Origin of the sequence: Methylobacterium oryzae, from assembly GCF_021398735.1 — a bacterium.
In the GTDB taxonomy this organism is placed as follows: Bacteria; Pseudomonadota; Alphaproteobacteria; order Rhizobiales; family Beijerinckiaceae; genus Methylobacterium.
This window is the reverse complement of record NZ_CP090349.1, coordinates 1,040,790-1,059,494: the sequence shown is the minus strand read 5'-3', so window position 1 is coordinate 1,059,494 and position 18,705 is coordinate 1,040,790. Positions and strand designations below refer to the sequence as shown.

18 protein-coding genes are annotated in these 18,705 nt (G+C 72.6%); 9 read left to right on the top strand and 9 right to left on the bottom strand.

Going from position 1 to position 18,705, the window contains the following annotated elements; translation table 11 throughout:
* Positions 1–5: 5 nt before the first annotated feature.
* The 4 genes from LXM90_RS05090 to LXM90_RS05075 form a co-directional block, all read right to left on the bottom strand.
* Positions 6–485 (bottom strand): AAA family ATPase, encoded by a 480-nt coding sequence (locus tag LXM90_RS05090; protein ID WP_020090842.1) that lies wholly within the window; start codon positions 483–485, stop codon positions 6–8.
* Complete coding sequence (locus tag LXM90_RS05085) at positions 482–3,913, bottom strand: hypothetical protein (RefSeq protein WP_026604567.1); 3,432 nt, start codon at positions 3,911–3,913, stop codon at positions 482–484. The genes LXM90_RS05090 and LXM90_RS05085 overlap by 4 nt, the downstream gene beginning before the upstream one ends.
* Positions 3,914–4,050: 137 nt before the next feature.
* Positions 4,051–4,740: an invasion associated locus B family protein gene (locus LXM90_RS05080; RefSeq protein ID WP_020090844.1), complete on the bottom strand. Its 690-nt coding sequence runs from the start codon at positions 4,738–4,740 to the stop codon at positions 4,051–4,053.
* A 102-nt stretch (positions 4,741–4,842) separates the two neighbouring features.
* Positions 4,843–5,019, bottom strand: coding sequence for a hypothetical protein (locus tag LXM90_RS05075; protein WP_020090845.1), 177 nt, complete (start codon positions 5,017–5,019; stop codon positions 4,843–4,845).
* 378 nt (positions 5,020–5,397) lie between these two features.
* Here LXM90_RS05075 and LXM90_RS05070 point away from each other — a divergent pair, with 378 nt between their 5' ends.
* On the top strand, positions 5,398–6,843 hold the full coding sequence (locus tag LXM90_RS05070; protein ID WP_020090846.1) for a homospermidine synthase: 1,446 nt from the start codon (positions 5,398–5,400) through the stop codon (positions 6,841–6,843).
* Between the two features lie 182 nt (positions 6,844–7,025).
* Here the strand turns inward: LXM90_RS05070 and LXM90_RS05065 are convergent, their stop codons facing one another.
* From LXM90_RS05065 to LXM90_RS05055, 3 genes are all read right to left on the bottom strand, one after another.
* Positions 7,026–7,919 carry a transporter gene (locus LXM90_RS05065; RefSeq protein ID WP_020090847.1) on the bottom strand — a complete coding sequence of 298 codons (894 nt, stop codon included), beginning with the start codon at positions 7,917–7,919 and terminating at the stop codon, positions 7,026–7,028.
* Positions 7,920–8,060: 141 nt separating this feature from the next.
* Positions 8,061–8,912 carry a metallophosphoesterase gene (locus LXM90_RS05060; protein WP_020090848.1) on the bottom strand — a complete coding sequence of 284 codons (852 nt, stop codon included), beginning with the start codon at positions 8,910–8,912 and terminating at the stop codon, positions 8,061–8,063.
* Between the two features lie 32 nt (positions 8,913–8,944).
* Positions 8,945–9,550, bottom strand: coding sequence for a cation transporter (locus LXM90_RS05055; RefSeq protein ID WP_234081952.1), 606 nt, complete (start codon positions 9,548–9,550; stop codon positions 8,945–8,947).
* A 189-nt stretch (positions 9,551–9,739) separates the two neighbouring features.
* On the opposite strand from LXM90_RS05055, the gene croR reads away from it, so the two are divergent.
* From croR to LXM90_RS05020, 7 genes are all read left to right on the top strand, one after another.
* Positions 9,740–10,213: a 3-hydroxybutyryl-CoA dehydratase gene (croR, locus tag LXM90_RS05050; RefSeq protein ID WP_020090850.1), complete on the top strand. Its 474-nt coding sequence runs from the start codon at positions 9,740–9,742 to the stop codon at positions 10,211–10,213.
* A 1-nt stretch (position 10,214) separates the two neighbouring features.
* The gene (locus tag LXM90_RS05045; protein WP_020090851.1) at positions 10,215–11,042 is read left to right on the top strand and encodes a TrmH family RNA methyltransferase; all 828 of its coding nucleotides are present in this window, start codon (positions 10,215–10,217) and stop codon (positions 11,040–11,042) included.
* A gap of 186 nt (positions 11,043–11,228) precedes the next feature.
* Positions 11,229–12,230: a helix-turn-helix domain-containing protein gene (locus tag LXM90_RS05040; protein ID WP_020090852.1), complete on the top strand. Its 1,002-nt coding sequence runs from the start codon at positions 11,229–11,231 to the stop codon at positions 12,228–12,230.
* A 232-nt stretch (positions 12,231–12,462) separates the two neighbouring features.
* Positions 12,463–14,052, top strand: a complete 1,590-nt coding sequence (gene crtI / locus LXM90_RS05035; protein ID WP_026604568.1) for a phytoene desaturase family protein — start codon at positions 12,463–12,465, stop codon at positions 14,050–14,052.
* Positions 14,053–14,096: 44 nt separating this feature from the next.
* On the top strand, positions 14,097–14,516 hold the full coding sequence (locus tag LXM90_RS05030; protein ID WP_020090854.1) for a DUF2141 domain-containing protein: 420 nt from the start codon (positions 14,097–14,099) through the stop codon (positions 14,514–14,516).
* Positions 14,517–14,520: 4 nt separating this feature from the next.
* Entirely contained in the window at positions 14,521–15,498 is a 978-nt protein-coding gene (locus LXM90_RS05025; protein ID WP_020090855.1) for an ABC transporter ATP-binding protein, read from the top strand.
* On the top strand, positions 15,495–16,703 hold the full coding sequence (locus LXM90_RS05020; RefSeq protein WP_042674036.1) for an ABC transporter permease: 1,209 nt from the start codon (positions 15,495–15,497) through the stop codon (positions 16,701–16,703). The genes LXM90_RS05025 and LXM90_RS05020 overlap by 4 nt, the downstream gene beginning before the upstream one ends.
* Positions 16,704–16,729: 26 nt before the next feature.
* Here the strand turns inward: LXM90_RS05020 and LXM90_RS05015 are convergent, their stop codons facing one another.
* Both LXM90_RS05015 and LXM90_RS05010 read right to left on the bottom strand, forming a co-directional pair.
* The gene (locus tag LXM90_RS05015; protein WP_020090857.1) at positions 16,730–17,230 is read right to left on the bottom strand and encodes a cache domain-containing protein; all 501 of its coding nucleotides are present in this window, start codon (positions 17,228–17,230) and stop codon (positions 16,730–16,732) included.
* A gap of 55 nt (positions 17,231–17,285) precedes the next feature.
* Positions 17,286–17,600 carry a hypothetical protein gene (locus LXM90_RS05010; protein WP_020090858.1) on the bottom strand — a complete coding sequence of 105 codons (315 nt, stop codon included), beginning with the start codon at positions 17,598–17,600 and terminating at the stop codon, positions 17,286–17,288.
* 197 nt (positions 17,601–17,797) lie between these two features.
* Between LXM90_RS05010 and LXM90_RS05005 the strand changes: the two genes are divergently transcribed.
* Positions 17,798–18,646: a type 1 glutamine amidotransferase gene (locus LXM90_RS05005; protein WP_020090859.1), complete on the top strand. Its 849-nt coding sequence runs from the start codon at positions 17,798–17,800 to the stop codon at positions 18,644–18,646.
* Positions 18,647–18,705: the final 59 nt, after the last annotated feature.

Sequence of the window (18,705 nt, the reverse complement as noted above, 5' to 3'; positions counted from 1 at the left end):
GGCCGTCAGCCGGCGCGGGACGTCGCGTCGACGATCCGGACCGCCGCGAAGCCCTCCGCGCGCGACGGCGGCTCGAACAGACGGTCGACGGAGCGGATGCTCTCTTCGGGAACCTGTCGGTCGGCGGCGCGCCGCCGATTCCCCTCGAGGGCGACCGCGAGCGGCGCGCGGATCCAAACCGCCTCCGCGGCAACGCCGCAGGCTCGCGCGATGGCGAGGATCGGCGCACGGTGCCGCCGGCCGGGCAAGGCGGCGTCGAAGTAGACGCGGCCGAGCCGGGGCCGCTGCCGGGCGATCCAGGTCGATTTGCCGGCCCCCTGCAGCCCGCACACGACCACGAGCCGCTCGACCGAGTCCGCGGCGAGCGCCGCGCGCAGCGCCGCGAGGGCCAGCCGCCACGCCTCGGCGTTCCGTTCGGGCGTCCAGACGCGGCCGCGCTCGGTCTCGAGGAAGGCGTCCGGGTCGACGACGACCGCCGCGCTCACCCGGGCGGCGCGCCGGGTGTCCCGGCGCTGCTCTGCTGCTGTCCGCCCTGGGCACCGGCGGCGGGCGCCTCGCCGCCTGCACCCGGCGCCTCGGGTCGACCGCGCGCGGGCGCGGCGGCATCCGGATAGCGCTTGCGATACTCGGCGAGGAAGGCCGACAGCGTCTGGACCTTCGTGGCGCGCGCCGCGATGTCCCGGAAGCCCGGTGCCCGGGTCGGGTCGGTGCCGGTCAGGAGCGCGAAGGTGCGGGCGTCCGGGCTCGCCGCCATCCCCTCAGAGAATTTCGCCTTCAGCCGCTCCAGGCCCACGGCCTCGTGCGCGAGATCGTAGGCGATCGCGGCGCGCACGATGTCGGCGCGCGCCTGATCGTCCAGCGGCTGGCCGGACTGCCACGTATCGCCCAGCAGGGCCTCGTGGGCCTCCCCGGCCTCGCGCCAGCGGCGCGCGCCCCAGTAAATGTCGGCGCGAAGACGCTCGATATCCGGACCGCTCTCGTCCTCGATCGTTTCCAGCGCGAGGTCGGTGCGGGTCAGGTCCGACAGGGCCCTGGCGCGGACCAGCCCGCGGGCGCGCTTGAGTTCGCCCGGAAGCTCGGGCAGCTCGGTGGCGTCGAGGATCTTCAGGGCCTCCATCGGCTTGTCGTCCATCAGCCGGACCGTCGCGAGGCGCGCCGCCACCGCGGATCGCGCCGGGCCGGTGAGGCGGTTGTCGATCTGGTACTGCAGCAGATCGGCGGCCGAATCGAGGAGGTCGAGGGTCACGAGGCGGTCGGCCAGACGGCGCACCACCTCGTCGCCGCGCCGCCCGATCGGGCTCAGCTCACGGAAATCGAAGAAAAGCGACACGGCCTCGATCCCGGAGAGCTTGTCGCCCTTGTCGGTGAGGTAGAGGTTCTCGAAGGCCGTCTGCGCGTCCCGCGCCAGCGCCGCGGTCGCTGGGGCGTTCGGCGCGAAGACGTTGGCCCGGCGCACCACCGTGAAAGCGTCGCGCCACCGGCCGGCGGCGAGATAGAGGCGGGCGAGACCGGCGGTGATGCCGTCCTCGACCGGGCCCCCGTGCCAGGTCAGGGCGAGCCGCTCCAGCCGCTCGATGGCGGCGTCGGGCGCGAGCTTGCCGGAGGCCTGCGCCAGGAGCGCGCCCCTCAGCGCGGCCTCGACCGAGACCGGGCGGACGGCCGAGTTGTCGAGGCGCGCGTAGGCGTCCAGGGCCGCCTCGGTCTGGCCGGTCGCCTCGGCCACGCGGGCGCGGACCATCGCCAGCCGGTCGCGGATCCAGGGCGGCAGGTCGCGCTCGGCCTCGGCGCGCGCGGCAGCGGTCTCGGCATCGCCGTTCTCGATCGCCGATTCGGCGGCCCGGGCCCGGATCGTCTGCGCGACGTCCGCGGGATAGCCGTCGGCCAGCGGCAGCACCTTGAGGAAGCCCGTTTCCGCCGTCTTCCAGTCGCCCGCCCCGGCCGAGGCCATCGCGCGCCACAGGGCGGCCTCGCGATCGTCGCTCAGGAGCGGGACGCTGAGGGCCTTCAGCGCCTCCGCGCTCCGGCCGATCCGGACCAGGGCGATGCCCCGCAGGACGGCGGTGTCGCGCTGGATGGCCAGGAGCGGATCGTCGGCGGCCGCGATCTCCAGTGCGGTGAGGCCCTCGTAATCGAGGCCGTTGGCGAGATCCGCGCGGGCCAGCGCCAAGCGGGCCGGACCGCGCTCGGTCGGCGTCGCCGCGACGGCCGCGTCGAAGAGGCCGCGCAGGGTCGCGCGGACATTCCCCATCCTGGCGCGCTCCCAGGGCTCCTTCGCGATCGCGAGGGCCCCCGCGTCGACGAGCGCCACGTCCGGCTTGCGCGCCGCCATGGACGCGGCGAGTCCGCCCTCGCGGCCGATCGAGACGCCGTCGAGTTCGGGCCGCACCGCCAGATCGTCGGCGCCGGCGAGCACCGCGAGGCCGTGCCGGCTCGGCAGGATCTCGAAATCGACGAAGCGACGGTTCTTCGGATTGCCGACGGGGCGCTGCGCGGCCGACGTGACCACCGCGATCCGCTCATCGTCGAGGGCGAGCCACGTCGCCGATCCGGGATGCGGCAGCGTCAGGGTGACGGCGATGCGGCCGGACGGATCGGGCTTGCGGACGGGATCGATCGTGTCGCTCGGACTCAGCGCACTGCCCGCCGAGAGTTCCCAGGCCACGCCGGTCCCGGTGGTGACGGCGTTGAGATCGACGAGCCGACCCGGCGGAACCGGGAACCGCACGACCGTGAGCGGCCCCGTCCGGGCGGGTGCGCCCATCGGCGCGAGGCCCTGGCTCGCCGGCGGGACGACCACCGGCTCGGCGGTCTCGAAGACCAGCGTCGCGATCCCGCCGCGCTCGAACAGGACCGCCGGCGGGAGGGTTTGAAACGGGAAGAGCAAGCCGCCGCCGGCCCGGCGCGTCGGCGGCGGCTCGGGGGGGCGCGGCGCGACCGCCGGCGCAGTGACTGGCGCAGCGACGGGCGCCGTGACTGGCGCAGTGACTGGCGCACTGACCTGGGCCGGGCGCGGCGCGACCGGCAGCGGCGGCGCCTGCTTCGCGGCGGCGGGACCCGGCACGTCGACGGCGGTCGCGGCCGGCTCCGGAGGCTTGGGGCGGACCACGTCCACGTACATGGCGCCGTCCTCGCGCTCGGTGCCGATCCTGAACCCGTCCTCGGGCGTGATCAGCAGACTCGCCGAGTTCGTGTCGGTCTCCGTCGCCAGCTTGGCGATTCCGGGGCGCGGACGGCCGCGGGTGCCGCTCGGATCGATCGTCCAGGCGCCGATCACCCGCACGCGCGTCACGGATCCCTCGGCGGTCACCGTGGAGACGGCCTCCGCGGGGAGGCGCAGCGACAGCCGCGTCAGGGTCGGAAGCAGCGCGAGCTCGAGCGACAGCGCCCGGCGCACCGGCTCCGGCGTGCGCGCCCTGAGCGCCTCCTCGGCCGCCCGGGCCCGGCGGGCGAGGTCGGCAATCACCTCGGCCGGCAGCGGCGGCATGAGGCCGGACCACCCCTCCGGAAGCAGGTCCACGAACACGCGCTCGCCGGCCGACTGGACGTTGGCCCGGTAAGGGCGCTGCAGGGCGAGGCGGAGCCCCGTGCCGTCGGGATCGCGGCGGACGCTAGCGATGAAGGCCGGCATCTCGTCCGTGAGGTGCTCGGGCCCGGGCGCCACCCGCTCGCCGTAGCTCAGGAGCAGGACGCCGCCGGCGAGCTTCGCCTTGACCGCGACCGGCTTGTCGAAGGTGAGCACGATCCGGCCGTAGCCGCCGGCCCCGGTGCCGACCTCGCTGCCCTTGGTGCTGACGAGCCGCGCGGCCAGCGCGGGCGCGATCCCTGCCAGAAGGGCGAGCAGCGCCAGCGCCGCGGTCAGCACCCGCGCGCCGCGTCCTCGACCGTTCCGGGGTCGCCCGCCCACCGATCCCATCGCCTCGCCGATCCGAACCCGGCGCGCGGCACCCGAGGGACCGCGGCGCGCGGCGCCACTTCTCGGCGGGATCCTGCTCGACCGCGGCTAACGCTGGCTTAACCGTAACCGGAAAAGGCCGCGGGCCGCCGCGCGGCTCAGCCGCCGAGGGCGACGGCGCGATCGAAGGCCTGCGAGAAGCCCGTCAGGGGCACCGTGACGGTGGCCGGCTCGGTCCCGCCCGCCTTCTCGCCGGTCACGGTGAGGGCCTTGGCGGTGCGCATGCCGTCGAGGGCGAGCGTCGGGAAGCTGATCGCCACGATGCAGCCCTCGGCGCTGCAGGTCGTGTAGGGGGCGCCCTTGCCGAGGGTCTGCTCGTCGAGCTTGAAGGTCACGCCCGGCTCGATGGCGAGCCCGAAGGGCATCAGCACGATCCCCTCGGCCCGGCCGTTCGCGGGCGTCTGCAGTTCGAAGCCGAACTTGCGCCGGCCGGTCCGCGAATCGCCCTGGGACTGGGCCACGATGCAGGTGACCTTGTCGCTCGGGCGCGTGCAGGTCATCGTCCAGTCGCCGTAGCTCTCGCTGACGGTGCTGGCGCCGGCGGGCCACACGGCGTGCGCCGCAGCGGCCGCCGGCGTGGCGGCCTCCTCGGGCTTCGCCGCCTCGGCAGGCTTGGCCGCCTTGTGGGGAGCCGGCTTCGGCCGCGGCTTGGGCTTCGGCTTCGCGGGCGCCTCGGCGGCCGGAGCGGCGTCGGGTTCGGCATCCTGCGCGCGCGCCGCCAGGTTCGGGACCGCCGCAAGCGACGTCGCGATCAGGCTGAGACGCAGAAGCGCACGAAATGTCGACATGGAATCACGATCCCCCGGAGAGCCATTGGGCGGCAGTGCCGCCTAATGCCCAAGCCGGGGCGACGCAATCGCCGGAGGCGGCGCCGGTGGGTTGCGCGCGTCTCAGAGAGGATTCGGGCCACCGATCGAGCGCGCGAGCGCGCAGCGGCGGGCGAAGGCACTCTCCGCGCCGACGCGCAGCGTGCGGGCGACCGCGAAGACGAGGGTCAGGAAGCCGGGATCGCGATCGGCGGTCTCGACGGCAGGGCCGGGGATCCGGGCGGTGATGAGCGCGAGCATGACGGACTCCAGGTGCGAGGTCCCGGGCGTTTCCAAGCTCCCCAAGTTTCTGCGGCCCTCTGCGCGACCTTGCTGCATCGCAATATGAGGCCCGCGTCCCGAGCTTGCCACTGGACAGATGATGGGGGACGCATGCGCTGAGTTCATACTCCGCGCGACTTTCGGGTAAGGGGACGTTAACGAAGGGTTCCGCGGGCGCGGTTGACCGGCGACGGGCAAGCCGCCATTGAGCGCGTTTCCGGCGACTCGGACCCTGGACCGCTCCGGCACCGCTCCGGCGGCGCGGGCCTGTCGCCGCACTGTCACACGCGCGCCATAACCCGCCCGCGAGCCAGATGAGCGGACGCGCCCGGCGTCCGCCAGACGAGGATATCCCGCATGACCGACCAGCCGACGCGTCACCCGATCCATGGCCGCATCACCGGCCCCATCGTGATGATCGGCTTCGGCTCGATCGGCCGGGGCACCCTGCCGCTCATCGAGCGCCATTTCGAGTACGACCGCGCCCGCTTCACCGTGATCGACCCGGTCGACACGCACCGGCCGCTCGCCGAGAAGCACGGACTGCGCTTCGAGAAGGTGGCCCTGACGCCGGAGAACTACCGCGACGTGCTCACCCCGCTCCTCACCGAGGGCGGCGGCCAGGGCTTCTGCGTCAACCTGTCGGTCGACACCTCCTCGCGCGCCATCATGGAGCTCTGCCGCGAACTCGGCGCCCTCTACATCGACACCGTGGCCGAGCCCTGGCCGGGCTTCTACTTCGACAAGACCAAGAGCCAGGGCGACCGCACCAACTACGCGCTCCGCGAGAACATCCTCGACGCCCGCGCGCAGAAGCCCGGTGGCACCACGGCCGTGTCGTGCTGCGGCGCCAATCCCGGCATGGTCTCGTGGTTCGTCAAGCAGGCGCTCCTGAACATCGCCCAGGATACCGGCCTGCAGCGGCCCGAGCCGAAGACCAAGGCCGAGTGGGCCGCCCTGATGAAGGATCTGGGCGTGAAGGGCGTCCACATCGCCGAGCGGGACACGCAGCGCGCCAAGAATCCGAAGCCGCGGGGCGTCTTCGTGAACACGTGGTCGGTCGAGGGCTTCGTCTCCGAGGGCAACCAGCCGGCCGAGCTGGGCTGGGGGACGCACGAGACCTGGAAGCCCGCCAACGCCCGCGAGCAGGAGAAGGGGTCGCGCTGCGCGATCTACCTGCTGCAGCCGGGCGCCGACACGCGGGTGCGCACCTGGGTGCCGACCGCCGGGTCGCAGTTCGGCTTCCTCGTCACCCACAACGAGGCGATCTCCATCTCCGACTACTACACGGTGCGCGAGGGCGATAAGCCGGTCTTCCGGCCGACCTGCCACTACGCCTACCACCCGGCCGACGACGCCGTGCTGTCGCTCCACGAGATGTTCGGCAAGGCGGCGCAGGTGCAGGAGCAGCACCACATCCTCGACGAGACCGAGATCGTCGACGGCATCGACGAGCTCGGCGTGCTCGTCTACGGCCACGCGAAGAACGCCTACTGGTACGGCTCGCAGCTCTCCATCGAGGAGACCCGCCGGGTTGCCCCGTACCAGAACGCCACCGGCCTGCAGGTGACCTCGGCGGTGCTCGCCGGCATGGTCTGGGCCCTGGAGAATCCGGAGGCCGGCATCGTCGAGGCCGACGAGATGGACTTCCGCCGCTGCCTGGAGGTCCAGACCCCGTATCTCGGCCCAGTCGTGGGCGTGTACACGGACTGGACGCCGCTCACCGACCGCCCGGGCCTGTTCCCGGAGGACATCGACACCAGCGATCCCTGGCAGTTCCGCAACGTGCTGGTGCACGGCTGAGGCTTCCGCCGCGCCCCGTCAGTCGGGGCGCGAATCCGCGCCGGATCGGCGGCGCCGTCCTGGACGCACGAAGGGGCCTCCGAGATGCGACGATCTCGGAGGCCCCGTTCGTACGGCCCCCCGCCCGGCCCCGCGGCCTATGCCAGGGATGACACCGGCCCGGACAGTTTCAGCCGGCTCGGCTACTCGGCCTGCCGCCGCGTCACGAGAGTGCGGCCCGGCTCGACCTCGTTCTTGTCCTGATACAGCGGCACGATCGCGCGCAGCCAGCCGCGGACCTCGCGGCCGCCGTAATTGCGCTCGACCACGTCGTGCGTGAGGTAGGCCTGCAGGTTCACGGGCCCGAAATTGTAGCCGACGAGACCGCCCACCGCGATCTGGCCCTGCGGACGGTAGCTCGCCACGCCGGTAGGAAGGTCCGTCGACCCGAAGGCCACCGCGCCGATCTGCCAGGAGCCGAATTTCTTCGTCATGGTCAGGTCGAGGTTCATGTAGTCCGGGTAGAGGGTGCCGCTGGGCGAGCGCGTGTCGAGGAAGACGCCGTAGAGCAGGTTCGCCGTGAGGTTCCAGCCCTGGCCGGTGTAGCTCAGCGCGAAGCGGTGGGTCAGCGAGGCCGACTGCGTCAGGAACCGCGTCTGGATCGGCAGGTAGCCGCCGAACAGGTAGCTGAAGCCGACGTCGCCGCCGAGGTCCCAGGCGAGCTGGGCCGCCAGCAGCTGCTGCCCGACGCCGCTCTGATAGGGCGCGCCCTGGCTGCTCGCCGCCGCGACCGGCTGGGTGAAGAAGAACTGCAGGCGCGCACCGGCAACATCCCAGGGCGTCGCCCACGCGAAGGTCGGCAGGTTGACGTTGGTCGACGAGTCGCGCGGGAGCGTGCCGCGCACGCCGAAGCTCGACAGGTTCACGAAATACAGGCCGACCGGCAGCTGGTCGCCCACCGGCAGGCCGACCGTCTGTCCCGGCTGCGCCGCGGACGCCGCCCGCGCGGTCGTGGCCGTCGACGCGGCGGCGATCGGGGCCGAGACGGCAAGAGCCGCCGCCGCGACCCAACGTGACGTCAGGCTAAATCCGGCCATGAAAACCCCGAACCTGAGCCCCGTCATTCGGGGCCGATCAGGGTTTGACGGGCGTTCACTCCGACAGCATCCCGCCGTTACGGCCAAGCTGTGCGCGATCGCACGGCGTCGACAGACCGTTCTCTTGGCGAGGGGACTAAATCACCGCCCCTCGACTTCGACGACGAAGTCGCCGCGGTAGGTCGTGCCCTCCACCGGGTTCGAGATCCAGCGGCAACGGCCGATCCGCAGGTCGTGGCCGGCGTGGAAATGCCCGGAGATCCACAGCTCCGGCCGCTCGGCCTCCGCGAGGTCGTCGAGGGCCGTGCTGGCGTAGAAGGCCGGCACCCACCAGGGGACGCCGGGCGCGTCCTGGAAGCGGTCGGCCGCGAGCGGGCTCGCCGGGTGATGGGTCACCACCACGGTCGGTCCGTCGTGCGGGGTCCGGAGCGCCGCGTGCAGGGCCGCCCGCTCGATCCGGTGTTCCGCCATCGCGTCCGCCGGCTGCCAGGGGCTGCCGTCGGCCTTGCGGATCGATCCGAGATACTCCCGCGAGCCCGTCACTGGGTCGGTCATGCGCGACGCCGCGTAGGCCACCGGATCGTCGGGCCGGTTCGGCGCGTCCGGTGCGAGCCAGCGCCCCGCGAGGGTCCAGTCGCTCCACAGGGTGGTGCCGACGAAGCGGACACCGTCGATGACGCAGCTCCGCGCGTGCTGGAGCAGATGGATCCGCGCGCCGAGCCCGTTGAGGCGGCCGACCTCGGCCTCGAGGGCGGCGATCAGCTCCGGCGCGGTCCGCCGGTCCCCGGTCGGCGCGTAGCGCTCATGGTTGCCCGGCACCAGCACGATCGGCCGTCCCTGCGCGAGGTGCAGCAGCGCCGCGAGCCCCCGCTCGGGATGTCCCTCGTGGAGGTCGCCTGGGCAGGCGAGCAGGTCGAACGGCTCCGCGGGCGGCGCGATCCGGTCGAGGGGACGCCGCTCCAGGTGCAGGTCCGAGATGGGGAAGATGCGCATGATGGTCGCTGCCGTGTCGCCGCTCGGGACCGCTACCGCGCGGCTCTGCGCTCGGCCGCGGCTGCCTTGAGGATGTCGGCGGCCGAGTCGGCGTTGAGGATCACGATCCCGGCCGCCACCACGAGGTCGGGCCAGGGGGACGGGTGGAGGGCCGTCACCAGACCGGCGGCGATGATCGCCAGGTTGGCGACGGCGTCGTTGCGCGCCGAGAGGTAGGCCGCCCGGGTCAGGCTGCCCGAGCCGGAGCGGTGCCGGGCGAGCATGAGCGCGCAGGTGAGGTTCACGGCGAGCGCCCCGAGCCCCGCGAGGGTCAGGGGCAGTGCCGCGGGGGCGGTGAAGTCAGCGATCTTGCCGTAGGCCGCCCAGGCCCCCGCCAGCGCCGGCAGGAGCAGGATCCCCGCCATGGCGGTCCCGAGGCGGGCGCGGTTGCGCGCGCTCCAGCCGAGACCCGCGAAGATCAGCAGGTTGATCGCCGCGTCCTCGAGGAAATCGAGGCTGTCGGCGATCAGCGCCACCGAGCCGATGGCGAGCGCCACCGCGATCTCGATGCCGAAATAGCCGAGGTTGAGCGCCGCCACGCGGGCGACGATCGGGCGGAGGGCGGGCGGCGCGGGCCGGGGCGCATCATCGGCGATCACGGGACGCCTCTTCGCCGACGCGCGCGGCGCTGTCGAGCGGCCGTTGAGAAAAGCCTGTCCGCGGCTCAAGAAAGTTCGACGCCGTTACGCCTTTGTCCGGGTGGATTCGCCGCCGGGATCGTGCGACGCCGTTGCCGGAGCCGGCTGCACGAGACGAATGACCGGCCGGAACCGGAGGTCTGCCGCGTCATGCTGCCCGAACTGCGCGTGCTCTATTTCGAGGATCTCGAGGTCGGCCTGTCGGAGACCCTCTCGAAGACCATCGCCTCCTCGGACGTGGTGGGCTTCGCCGAGATCACCGGCGACCGCAACCCGATCCACCTGTCCGAGCACTTCGCCGCGCGCACGCCGTTCGGCACACGCATCGCCCACGGCCTCTACACGGCCGGGCTGATCTCGGCGGTGCTCGGCACCCGCCTGCCGGGGCCCGGCGCCGTCTACATCTCCCAGACCCTGAACTTCCGCGCCCCGGTGCGGATCGGCGACGTCGTCGACGTCACCGTGACGGTGGCCGAACTCATGCCTGAGCGGCGGCGCGCGCGCCTCGCCTGCAAGTGCTCGGTGGGCGGTGAGACAGTCCTCGACGGCGAGGCCCTGGTGAAGGTGCCGACCAAGGCCGAGGCCGACCCGCTGGCGAACCGCTCCGACCGGTCCCAGGGCTGAGGTGACTCCGGTCCCGGAGCTCCTCGCCGACCCGGACGATCCCCGCCTCGAGCCCTACACCCGGATGCGCGAGCGCGACCTCGTGGGCCGCGCCGGGCGCTTCATCGTCGAGGGCGAGGTGACCCTGCGGCTGCTCCTCGGGCGCCGCAGCCGCTTCCGCGCCGAATCGATCCTCCTCGCGCCTGAGCGCTGGCCCGGACTCGCCGCCGACGTCGCCGCCGCCGCGGAGCCGCCGCCCGTGTTCGGCGCCTCGAAGGCGGTGATGAGCGCCGTGACGGGCTTCCCGATCCACCGCGGGGTCCTCGCGGTCGGCCTGCGCGGGCCGGAGCCCGGCGCGGCCGACCTCGTACCGCCGCCGCCCGCCCCCGCCCTCGTGGTCGGCCTCGCGGGCCTGACCAATCACGACAATGTCGGCGCCGCCTTCCGCAACGCGGCGGCCTTCGGGGCCGACGCCGTGCTCCTCGACCGGGCGAGCTGCGACCCGCTCTACCGCAAGAGCATCCGCGTCTCCGCAGGGGCCGCCCTGATCCAGCCTTTCGCGCGGCTGCCGGAAGGGCAGGACTGGCTGCGGCTCGCCGAAACCCTCGATCTCCAGCCGCTGGCCTTCAGCCCGGGGGCGACCGAAACTCTGGACACGCTCGACGTCCCGGCGCGCGCGCTCCTGATCCTCGGCACCGAGGGACCCGGCCTCGATGCGGCGACGCTGGCCCGGTCGCGTCCGATCCGGATCCCGATGGCCGCCGGCTTCGACTCGCTCAACGTCGCCACCGCGGCGGGCGTCGCCCTCTACACCATCGCGCACGGCCAGGGGCGCCTCGGCAGGACGTGAACGCGCCGCGACGACAGCTCCCTTCGCCCAGGCCGGCCGTTTCCTGAACTCAGTATTCTCCGCGCGGACGCCGCCAAATAGGGCCGGCACACAATCGTCCGCCTGCAACACATGGACATCTCGACGCCGCGCGCGGGTGTGCGCAAGCTGAGATCTCAAGACCGTCACGACGCCGCGCCGGATCGCATGTCGAGTCTCCCGACGCTTCACTTCAACACCGATCCCCTCGAACCCGCGCAGGCCTTCGCCGCCTGGCGCGATCTGATGGCACCCATCGTTCGGATCGAGCAGATCAAAGGGGCTCCGGTGCCGCGCGGGAACCCGTCCTGCACGGTCCTGGGGGACATCCTCGCCAGCCGGATGGTCTTCTCGGCCCAGCACATGGTCCGCGATCGCCGCCACGCCGCGGCGACGCCGGATCACTTCACGTTCATGCTCTACGTGTCGGGTGGCCTGTCCGGGGACGTCGCGGGCAGCCCGGTGGTGCAGCAGCGCAACCGGATTATGGCCGCCAATATGGGCCGGGAACTCGATGCCCGCGGGGTGAGCTCCAGCGCGATCGGGCTGACCATCCCGCGACGCCTGCTGGCCGACTGCGCGGTCGAGCGGATCCCGATCTTCCTCGACAGGGAGCGGAACCGTCTGCTCGTCGCCCGGCTGCACGCCCTGTACCGCCGGCTGCCGACGGCCACCGCCGACGACGAGCCGGCGATCGCGGGTGAGTTGACCGGTTTCGTCCGCCGCCTGTTTGATCCGTCCGCGGCCTCGGACGTGCTGCAGGGCCCGGAATTGGATGCCGGCTTCGTCGCCCTCGTCGAGCGCCTGATGGATCTCCACCTGGCCTCGCCCGACCTATCGCCGGACCGCCTCGCCGACGGGGTGGGCGTCTCGCGGACCGTGCTGTACCGCGCCTTCCAGAACGTCGGCGGCGTCATGCACCGCGTCTGGGAGAAGCGGTTGGAGGCGATCCGGATCGCCCTGGAGGATCCGCTCGAGACGCGGGCGCTCGTGCGCCTGGCGAGCGAGCACGGCTTCAAGGATCCCGCCCACCTGAGCCGCGCCTTCCGCGCTCGATTCGGGGTGACGCCGCGGGAATGGCGCCAGACGCGGAGGCCCCACGGCACCCGGACGTTCGAGCGGACGCCCGCCCAGGCCCACGCCTGGTACGAGCGTCTGGGCCAGCGCTGACGCGCCCGCTCCACCGAGGACGGCCCGACACGCGATCCGGCGCTGGCGAGGCCGCCGGTGAGGCCACGGGCGGTCCGCGACGCGGCTCGCGTCGAGAAACCTTGCGGATGTGTATCCACCGTATGATCGTATACAGCGTTGTGCGCGCGACAAACGGCTGCAATTGCCGCGCGATGATGCGAAGCTAGCTTGGCTGGACGGGGTATCGGGATTCTGTGAGGAGTCGGGGACGTTGCTTCAGTCTGGGGATGGGTTGCGGGCGCTGACCGGACGCCGGGTGGCCGTGGTCGGGGCCGGACCGGGCGGACTGGCCGCCGCCCTACTGCTCGCGCGGGCCGGGATCCACGTCACCATCTTCGAGAAGGACCCGCAGGTCGGGGGTCGGACGAAGACCGTCGAGGCTCCCGGCGGTTACCGGTTCGATATCGGCCCGACGTTCTTCCTCTATCCACAGATTCTTGCGGATATTTTCGCGAGCTGCGGCGAACGGCTGGAAGACCACGTCAAGCTCGAGCGGCTCGACCCGCAGTACCACCTCGTGTTCGAGGGCGCGGAGGGGATCTCGGGAACGATCCGCGCGACCGGCGACGTCGAGCGCCTGGAGCGCGAGGTCGCCCGCCTCGCGCCGGACGACGCCAAGAACGTCAAGGCCTTCTTCTCCGAGAACCGGACCAAGCTGAACTACTTCAAGCCGGTCCTGGAACAGGCCTTCCACACCCTGCGCAGCATGGCGAGCCCGGCCATGCTGGCCGCCCTGCCCTACCTGCATCCGGGCCGGAGCGTGGACCGAGACCTCAAGCGCCACTTCGCCGACCCGCGGGTGCGCCTCGCCTTCTCGTTTCAGACCAAGTACCTCGGCATGTCGCCGTTCCGGTGCCCGAGCCTGTTCACCATCCTGTCGTTCCTCGAATACGAGCACGGGGTCTATCACCCGGTGGGCGGCTGCGGCGCCGTCTCCGAGGCGATGGCGGGCTTGGCCGGCCGCATGGGCGTGGACCTCCGGCTCAACAGCAACGTCGAGGAGGTGCTGTTCGACGGCAAGCGCGCCACTGGATTGGTGGCGGACGGCGAGACTTTCAACGCCGACGCGGTGCTGATCAACGGTGACTTCGCGAAGGTCGTGCGCGCCCTCGTCCCGGAGCGGCACCGGCCGCGCTGGCGCGACGCCAAGATCCGGAAGGCTCGGCTCTCCTGCTCGACCTTCATGCTATATCTCGGCCTCGAGGGGAAAATGCCCGACAGCCTCGGGCATCACACGATCCTCTTGGCCGACGGCTACGAGAAGAACATCCGCGAGATCACGGAGGGCACGCTGCCGATGCAGCCGTCCCTGTACGTGCAGCACGCGGGCTACACGGATGGCGGCATGGCGCCGCCCGGACACACAGCCCTCTACGTGCTGGTGCCGGTGCCCAACCTGAAGGCGGGGATCGACTGGGCGGCGATGCGGGAGACCTACCGCGCCCTGGTCCTGGAACGGCTGAAGCTCCTCGGAATCGACGATCTCGAGTCCCGCATCCGCTACGAGCGGATCATCGACCCGACCCAGTGGGAGGAGGATTTCGCCGTCCACGAGGGCGCCACCTTCAACCTCGCCCACGACCTGATGCAGATGCTGTATTTCCGGCCGCACAATCGTTTCGGACCGGGGCTCTACATCGTCGGTGGCGGCACCCATCCGGGCTCGGGCCTGCCGGTGATCTACGAAGGAGCCCGCATATCGGCCCGGCTGCTGATCGAGGAGCTTGCCGGTGCCCGCGCCGCCGCCGCGGCCGGCATCCCCGACACCGCCCCGCTGGCCACCTCCAGCGAGGCCTCGTGAGCGCGGCGACCGACCGGAGCCTTCTCCGGAGGCCGAGAGGACGCGTGACGGTTGCCGTGGCGGCCTGGTTCTGCGCCGCGGCCGTGCCGGCATGGGCCGCCGCCGTCCAGGTCGAGGTCGACGGCATCGAGCCCGGGGGCGGCCAGGTGCGCGTCGCGCTCTGTCAGGGCGGTCTCTCGGAGACGTCGTGTCTCAGGGGGGACGACGCGCCGGCCACCACTGACCGGGCGCGGTTCACCTTCCGGGATGTCCCGCCGGGAACCTACGCGGTGGCAGCCTACCAGGACGCCAACGGCAACGGGCGCCTCGACCGCACCGGCCTCGGCCTGCCGCTCGAGCCCTACGGCTTCTCGGGGGCCGTCGGGCGGCGAGCGCGACCCGACTTCGCCGAGGCGGCCTTCGCCCTCCGGGAGCCCGGCGCCGCCGTACGGGTGCGCCTCGGCCGTGCCCTGCCGGGTCGGTGAACCGATGGACGCCCCCCTCGTCCGGCTCGCGGGCGTCGGCCTCGACCTCCGCGGCCGACGGGTGCTGGATCAGGTCGATCTCGACCTCGGCACTGGCGACACCTTGGCGCTGCTTGGACCGAACGGGGCCGGTAAGTCCTCGCTGATGCGCCTCGTGGCGGGGCGGCTCGCGCCCAGTGCGGGCTCGGTGCGCGTGGCCGGAGCGGACCCGTACCGCGCGGGACAGGCCCGCCGCGCCATCGGATGGGTGCCGCAGGAGATCGCCCTCTATCCGCGGCTGACCGTATCGGAGAATCTCGGCGTGTTCGGGCAGCTGGCGGGGGTTTCCCGCCGCGACCGGAAGGCGGCCGTGGAGGCCGCCCTGGCCATGGCCGACATCGGCGACGTGGCTCGGCGCCCGGTCGGCGTCCTGTCGGGCGGGTACCGGCGCCGGGTGAACATCGCCGCGAGCCTGATGAACCGGCCCCGGCTGGTGCTCCTCGACGAGCCGACCAGCGGCGTCGACCTCGCCGCGCGGGCCGCGATCCACGCGGTGCTCGATCGCCTGAAGGCCGCCGGCACCGCGATCCTGATTGCCACCCACGATTTCGCCGAGGCGGAACGCCTCGCCTCCCGGGTCGCGTTCCTGGCCCAGGGCCGGGTCGTGCGTGCCGGCCGTCTCGCCGACCTGCTCGCGCAGTTGCGGACGGGCGCGCCCGAGCGGGAGCTGAGCCTCACCGGCCCGGTGACGGGACAGGCCGAGGGCGTGCTGCGCCGGGCCGGCTTCGTGCCCGCCGAGGCTGGCGGCCTCGTCTGGCGGTCGGTCGAACGGGCCGGCCTCGACGGCGCGGCGCTGCTCGGCGCCCTGCGCGCCCAGAACGTGCCGGTGGCCGAGATCCGGGTGCGGGCGCCGCGGCTGGAGACGCTCTATCTCGACGCCCTCCGCCCGCGGGAACTGACGGATCCCGAAGCCACCCCGCTCCGGGTCGGGGCCGCCGGATGATCGCTGCCGCCTTCCGGGTGATGCTCCTGACCCTCCTGCGCGACCGGGCCGCGCTGGTGATGGCTTTCGTGCTGCCGACCGTGATCTTCTCGATCTTCGCGGCGATCTTCTCCGGTGCGATCGGCGACCGGATCCGCATCCATCTCGGCTTGGCCGACCTCGTCCACACCGCGGCAACACAGCGCCTCGCCGACGCGCTCGCGGCCGATCCCTCGCTCCGGGTGACGCGGCTGCCCGCGCCCGACATCGACGCCGTGGCGCAGGCGGTGCGGGCCGGCGAGGTCGACGTGGCGCTGGTCCTGCGTGGAGACCTGATCGCCGCCCCTGCTGAGGCCGCGCCCGGTTCCGCGGACCAGCCGGTGGTGCTGGTCGAGAACCCCGCCAAGGCGCTGGCGACACCGATCGCCCTCGGCCAGCTCCAGCGGGTCCTGAACGAGGCGCTGCCCGACGTGGTCCTGTCGCGGGTCGTCGCCGACGTCGAGCGCACGGGCAAGATCGGTCCAGACGAGCGCCGGTTCCTCGACGAGGCCTTCGCCGAGCAGCGTGCCAAGAAGGAACCGTTCAGCTTCGCCTCCCTGGTGGAGCGCCGCAGCACCGCGTCCGGGACCGCCAATGCCCGGGTGAGCTACTACGCCGGCGCGATCACCGCGGTGTTCCTGCTCTTCGCCGCCATGCAGGGCGCCATGTCCCTGGTCGAGGAGCGCGAGACGGGCCTCACCGAGCGGCTGATGGCCGGGCCGGGTGGATTGCCCGTCGTGGTGCTCGGAAAGTTCGCCTTCCTGACGCTGCAGGGGCTCGTCCAGGCCGGACTGATCTTCCTGGCCGCTGCGCTTCTCTACGGCGTCGAGATCGGTCCGCACTGGCCGGCCTTCCTGGCCGCCTGCCTGCTGGTCTCCGCGATGGCGGCCGGTCTGGCGCTCGCGGCCTGCGCGCTCGCGGCCTCGCGCCAGCAGGCGCATCTCGCCTCGACCTTCGGGGTGCTGCTGCTCTCGGCGGTCGGAGGCTCGATGGTCCCGCGGTTCCTGATGCCGCCCTGGCTGCAGCAGGCCGGATGGCTCACCCCGAACGCCTGGGCGATCGAGGCCTACCAGAGCGCCCTGGGCGAGGGCTTCTCCGCCGCGGCCCCGGCCCTGGGCGTCCTGGCGGCGCTGACCCTGGCCGGTCTCGCGTTCGCCCTCGCGTTGGCGGCGCGGCGGACGGCCTAGGTCCCGGCGTCCCGACCCGGACGGCGCTACTCCACGTAGACGCCGGCACCGACCAGCGCCTCCACGCCGGCCACGCGCGTCGCGCAGACGTAGCTCCATTTCACGCTCGGCGCCGACTGGCCGGGCTTCGGGAACATGTAGTCGACCCATCCGGCCCCGAACCGCGTGACGGCGTCGATGAAATCGTGGTGGAACTGCTTCCCGTCGGCGTCGCGCTCGTGGAGCAGGTCGTGGCCCTCGCGATTCGGATGGGCGGCGTTGAAGAGGACGATCCCCCGCAGGTCGACGACGAACAGGTAGACGTCCCCGTATCGCCAGGTGCTCCCCTTGCGCCGGAACGCGTCGAACGCCCGCGCGCCCTCGGCCTCCAGCATGTCGGCCGCCCTGTTGACCAGGGCCTCGATCTCGGCCGCCTGGTGCAACGGCGGGGGTGCTCGCCGGGCGGTGGCCGGGATGGCCAACCCCAGGACGAGCAGCACGATCCCGACCAGCAGGGTTCTCGACAGGCCGTCGCACCGCCGCGTCACCGGCAGGCGGGGATCTGCGCGCCTCGCGTGGCTCGCCCGATCCTCCTGGGAAGCCTTAGGAATGCGCCTCGATGCCATGGCCCGCGTACCCGCCGCGCCGCCGGAGGAAGAGCAGCCAGTTCCGCTTCCGCGGAGGGGACGGAGGTGGGGACGGGCCGACCGCGTTGGGCAGGGCCAGGAACGCCAGCCGCCTGCGGTGCCGCTCGATGATGCGGTCGAGGTTCCGCAGCGCCGCGAGGCCCTGGTTCGCCATCAGGCAGTGCCCCTCGCAGGCACCTCTCCGGTCCAGGTCGGCAACGATGTTCTCCGCGTGAGCGAGGATATCCCGGGCTTCCGCGCAGTAGAGCTCCACCTCGGCGAGATCTGGCATCCTGTCCTCCGCGCTGATCGTTCCTCGGAGTCCGAGACGGCAGGGGTAAACCCGGCTTCGCGGGGCGCATCACCCGTTTGGAGGAGTCGGGCCAGATTTCAGCGGCCGCCTCCCGCGACGATCCGCGCCGTTCCTGCGACGCGGTGTGCACCGACATAGAGGCGCCTCCGCTACGGCCGCGCTCCCCGGTATCCCGCATGCTCCGCCTGCTCATCGCCGACGGCAACGATCGCGCTGCCCGCGACCGCCACGTCGCGGCCACCGGACGAACCTCGGCCGAGTCCTACGCGGCGGTGGTGCGGGACCTCGCGCCGGGCTCCGTCTGCCGGCACGTCAACGCCGCCGACGCCGACGCGGCCCTGCCGGCGGGTCTCGCGGAGTTCGATGGCCTGATCTTCACCGGCTCGACCCTCAAGGTCTCGGAGGGCACGCCGGCCGTGAACCGGCAGCTCGACCTGATGCGCGCGGCCTTCGAGGCCGGGCGCGCGGTCTTCGGCTCGTGCTGGGGAGTGCAGGTCGCCGCCACGGTGGCGGGCGGGCGCGCCGCCGAGAATCCCCGCGGGCCGGAATACGGCTTCGCCCGGGCGATCACCCCGACCGAGGAGGGCCGGACTCACGCTCTGCTGGCCGGCCGTCCGGCGACCTGGGATGCCCCGGCGATCCACTCCGACGCCGTCCTAGAGCCGCCCCTGGGCGCCCGCGTACTCGCCGGCAACCGCGTTCTCGGCATCCAGGCCCTCGAGATCCGCCGGGATCGCGGCTGGTTCTGGGGAACGCAGTATCATCCCGAGCTCGACCTCGACGAGCTGGCCGCGATGCTGCGCCTCTGCGACACCGCCATTGTCGAGGCGGGACTCGCCGAGAACTCGCGGGCCGTGGCCGCCTATGCCGACGAAGTCGCGACGCTCCAGGGCCACGACCCGGAGACCGCGCGCCGCCTGGCCTGGCGTCACGGCGTCGGGCCCGAAGTGCTGGAGGCCGGGCTCCGCCGGCGGGAGATCGGGAACTTCCTGGCGCGCCTGTCCACAGGCGAGCGCCGCCACTAGGCGACCGCGACCGGGTGGCGCGTTGACCCGCCCGGCCCCAGGTCTAGCTTCGCTCTGCG

What these genes read in the sequence shown, in the direction of transcription:
- LXM90_RS05085 (WP_026604567.1), bottom strand. Translation starts at nt 3,913, where the DNA reads ATGGGATCGGTGGGCGGGCGACCCCGGAACGGTCGAGGACGCGGCGCG.
- LXM90_RS05080 (WP_020090844.1), bottom strand. Translation starts at nt 4,740, where the DNA reads ATGTCGACATTTCGTGCGCTTCTGCGTCTCAGCCTGATCGCGACGTCG.
- LXM90_RS05075 (WP_020090845.1), bottom strand. Translation starts at nt 5,019, where the DNA reads ATGCTCGCGCTCATCACCGCCCGGATCCCCGGCCCTGCCGTCGAGACC.
- LXM90_RS05070 (WP_020090846.1), top strand. Translation starts at nt 5,398, where the DNA reads ATGACCGACCAGCCGACGCGTCACCCGATCCATGGCCGCATCACCGGC.
- LXM90_RS05065 (WP_020090847.1), bottom strand. Translation starts at nt 7,919, where the DNA reads ATGGCCGGATTTAGCCTGACGTCACGTTGGGTCGCGGCGGCGGCTCTT.
- LXM90_RS05060 (WP_020090848.1), bottom strand. Translation starts at nt 8,912, where the DNA reads ATGCGCATCTTCCCCATCTCGGACCTGCACCTGGAGCGGCGTCCCCTC.
- croR (WP_020090850.1), top strand. Translation starts at nt 9,740, where the DNA reads ATGCTGCCCGAACTGCGCGTGCTCTATTTCGAGGATCTCGAGGTCGGC.
- LXM90_RS05040 (WP_020090852.1), top strand. Translation starts at nt 11,229, where the DNA reads ATGTCGAGTCTCCCGACGCTTCACTTCAACACCGATCCCCTCGAACCC.
- LXM90_RS05025 (WP_020090855.1), top strand. Translation starts at nt 14,521, where the DNA reads ATGGACGCCCCCCTCGTCCGGCTCGCGGGCGTCGGCCTCGACCTCCGC.
- LXM90_RS05020 (WP_042674036.1), top strand. Translation starts at nt 15,495, where the DNA reads ATGATCGCTGCCGCCTTCCGGGTGATGCTCCTGACCCTCCTGCGCGAC.
- LXM90_RS05010 (WP_020090858.1), bottom strand. Translation starts at nt 17,600, where the DNA reads ATGCCAGATCTCGCCGAGGTGGAGCTCTACTGCGCGGAAGCCCGGGAT.
- LXM90_RS05005 (WP_020090859.1), top strand. Translation starts at nt 17,798, where the DNA reads ATGCTCCGCCTGCTCATCGCCGACGGCAACGATCGCGCTGCCCGCGAC.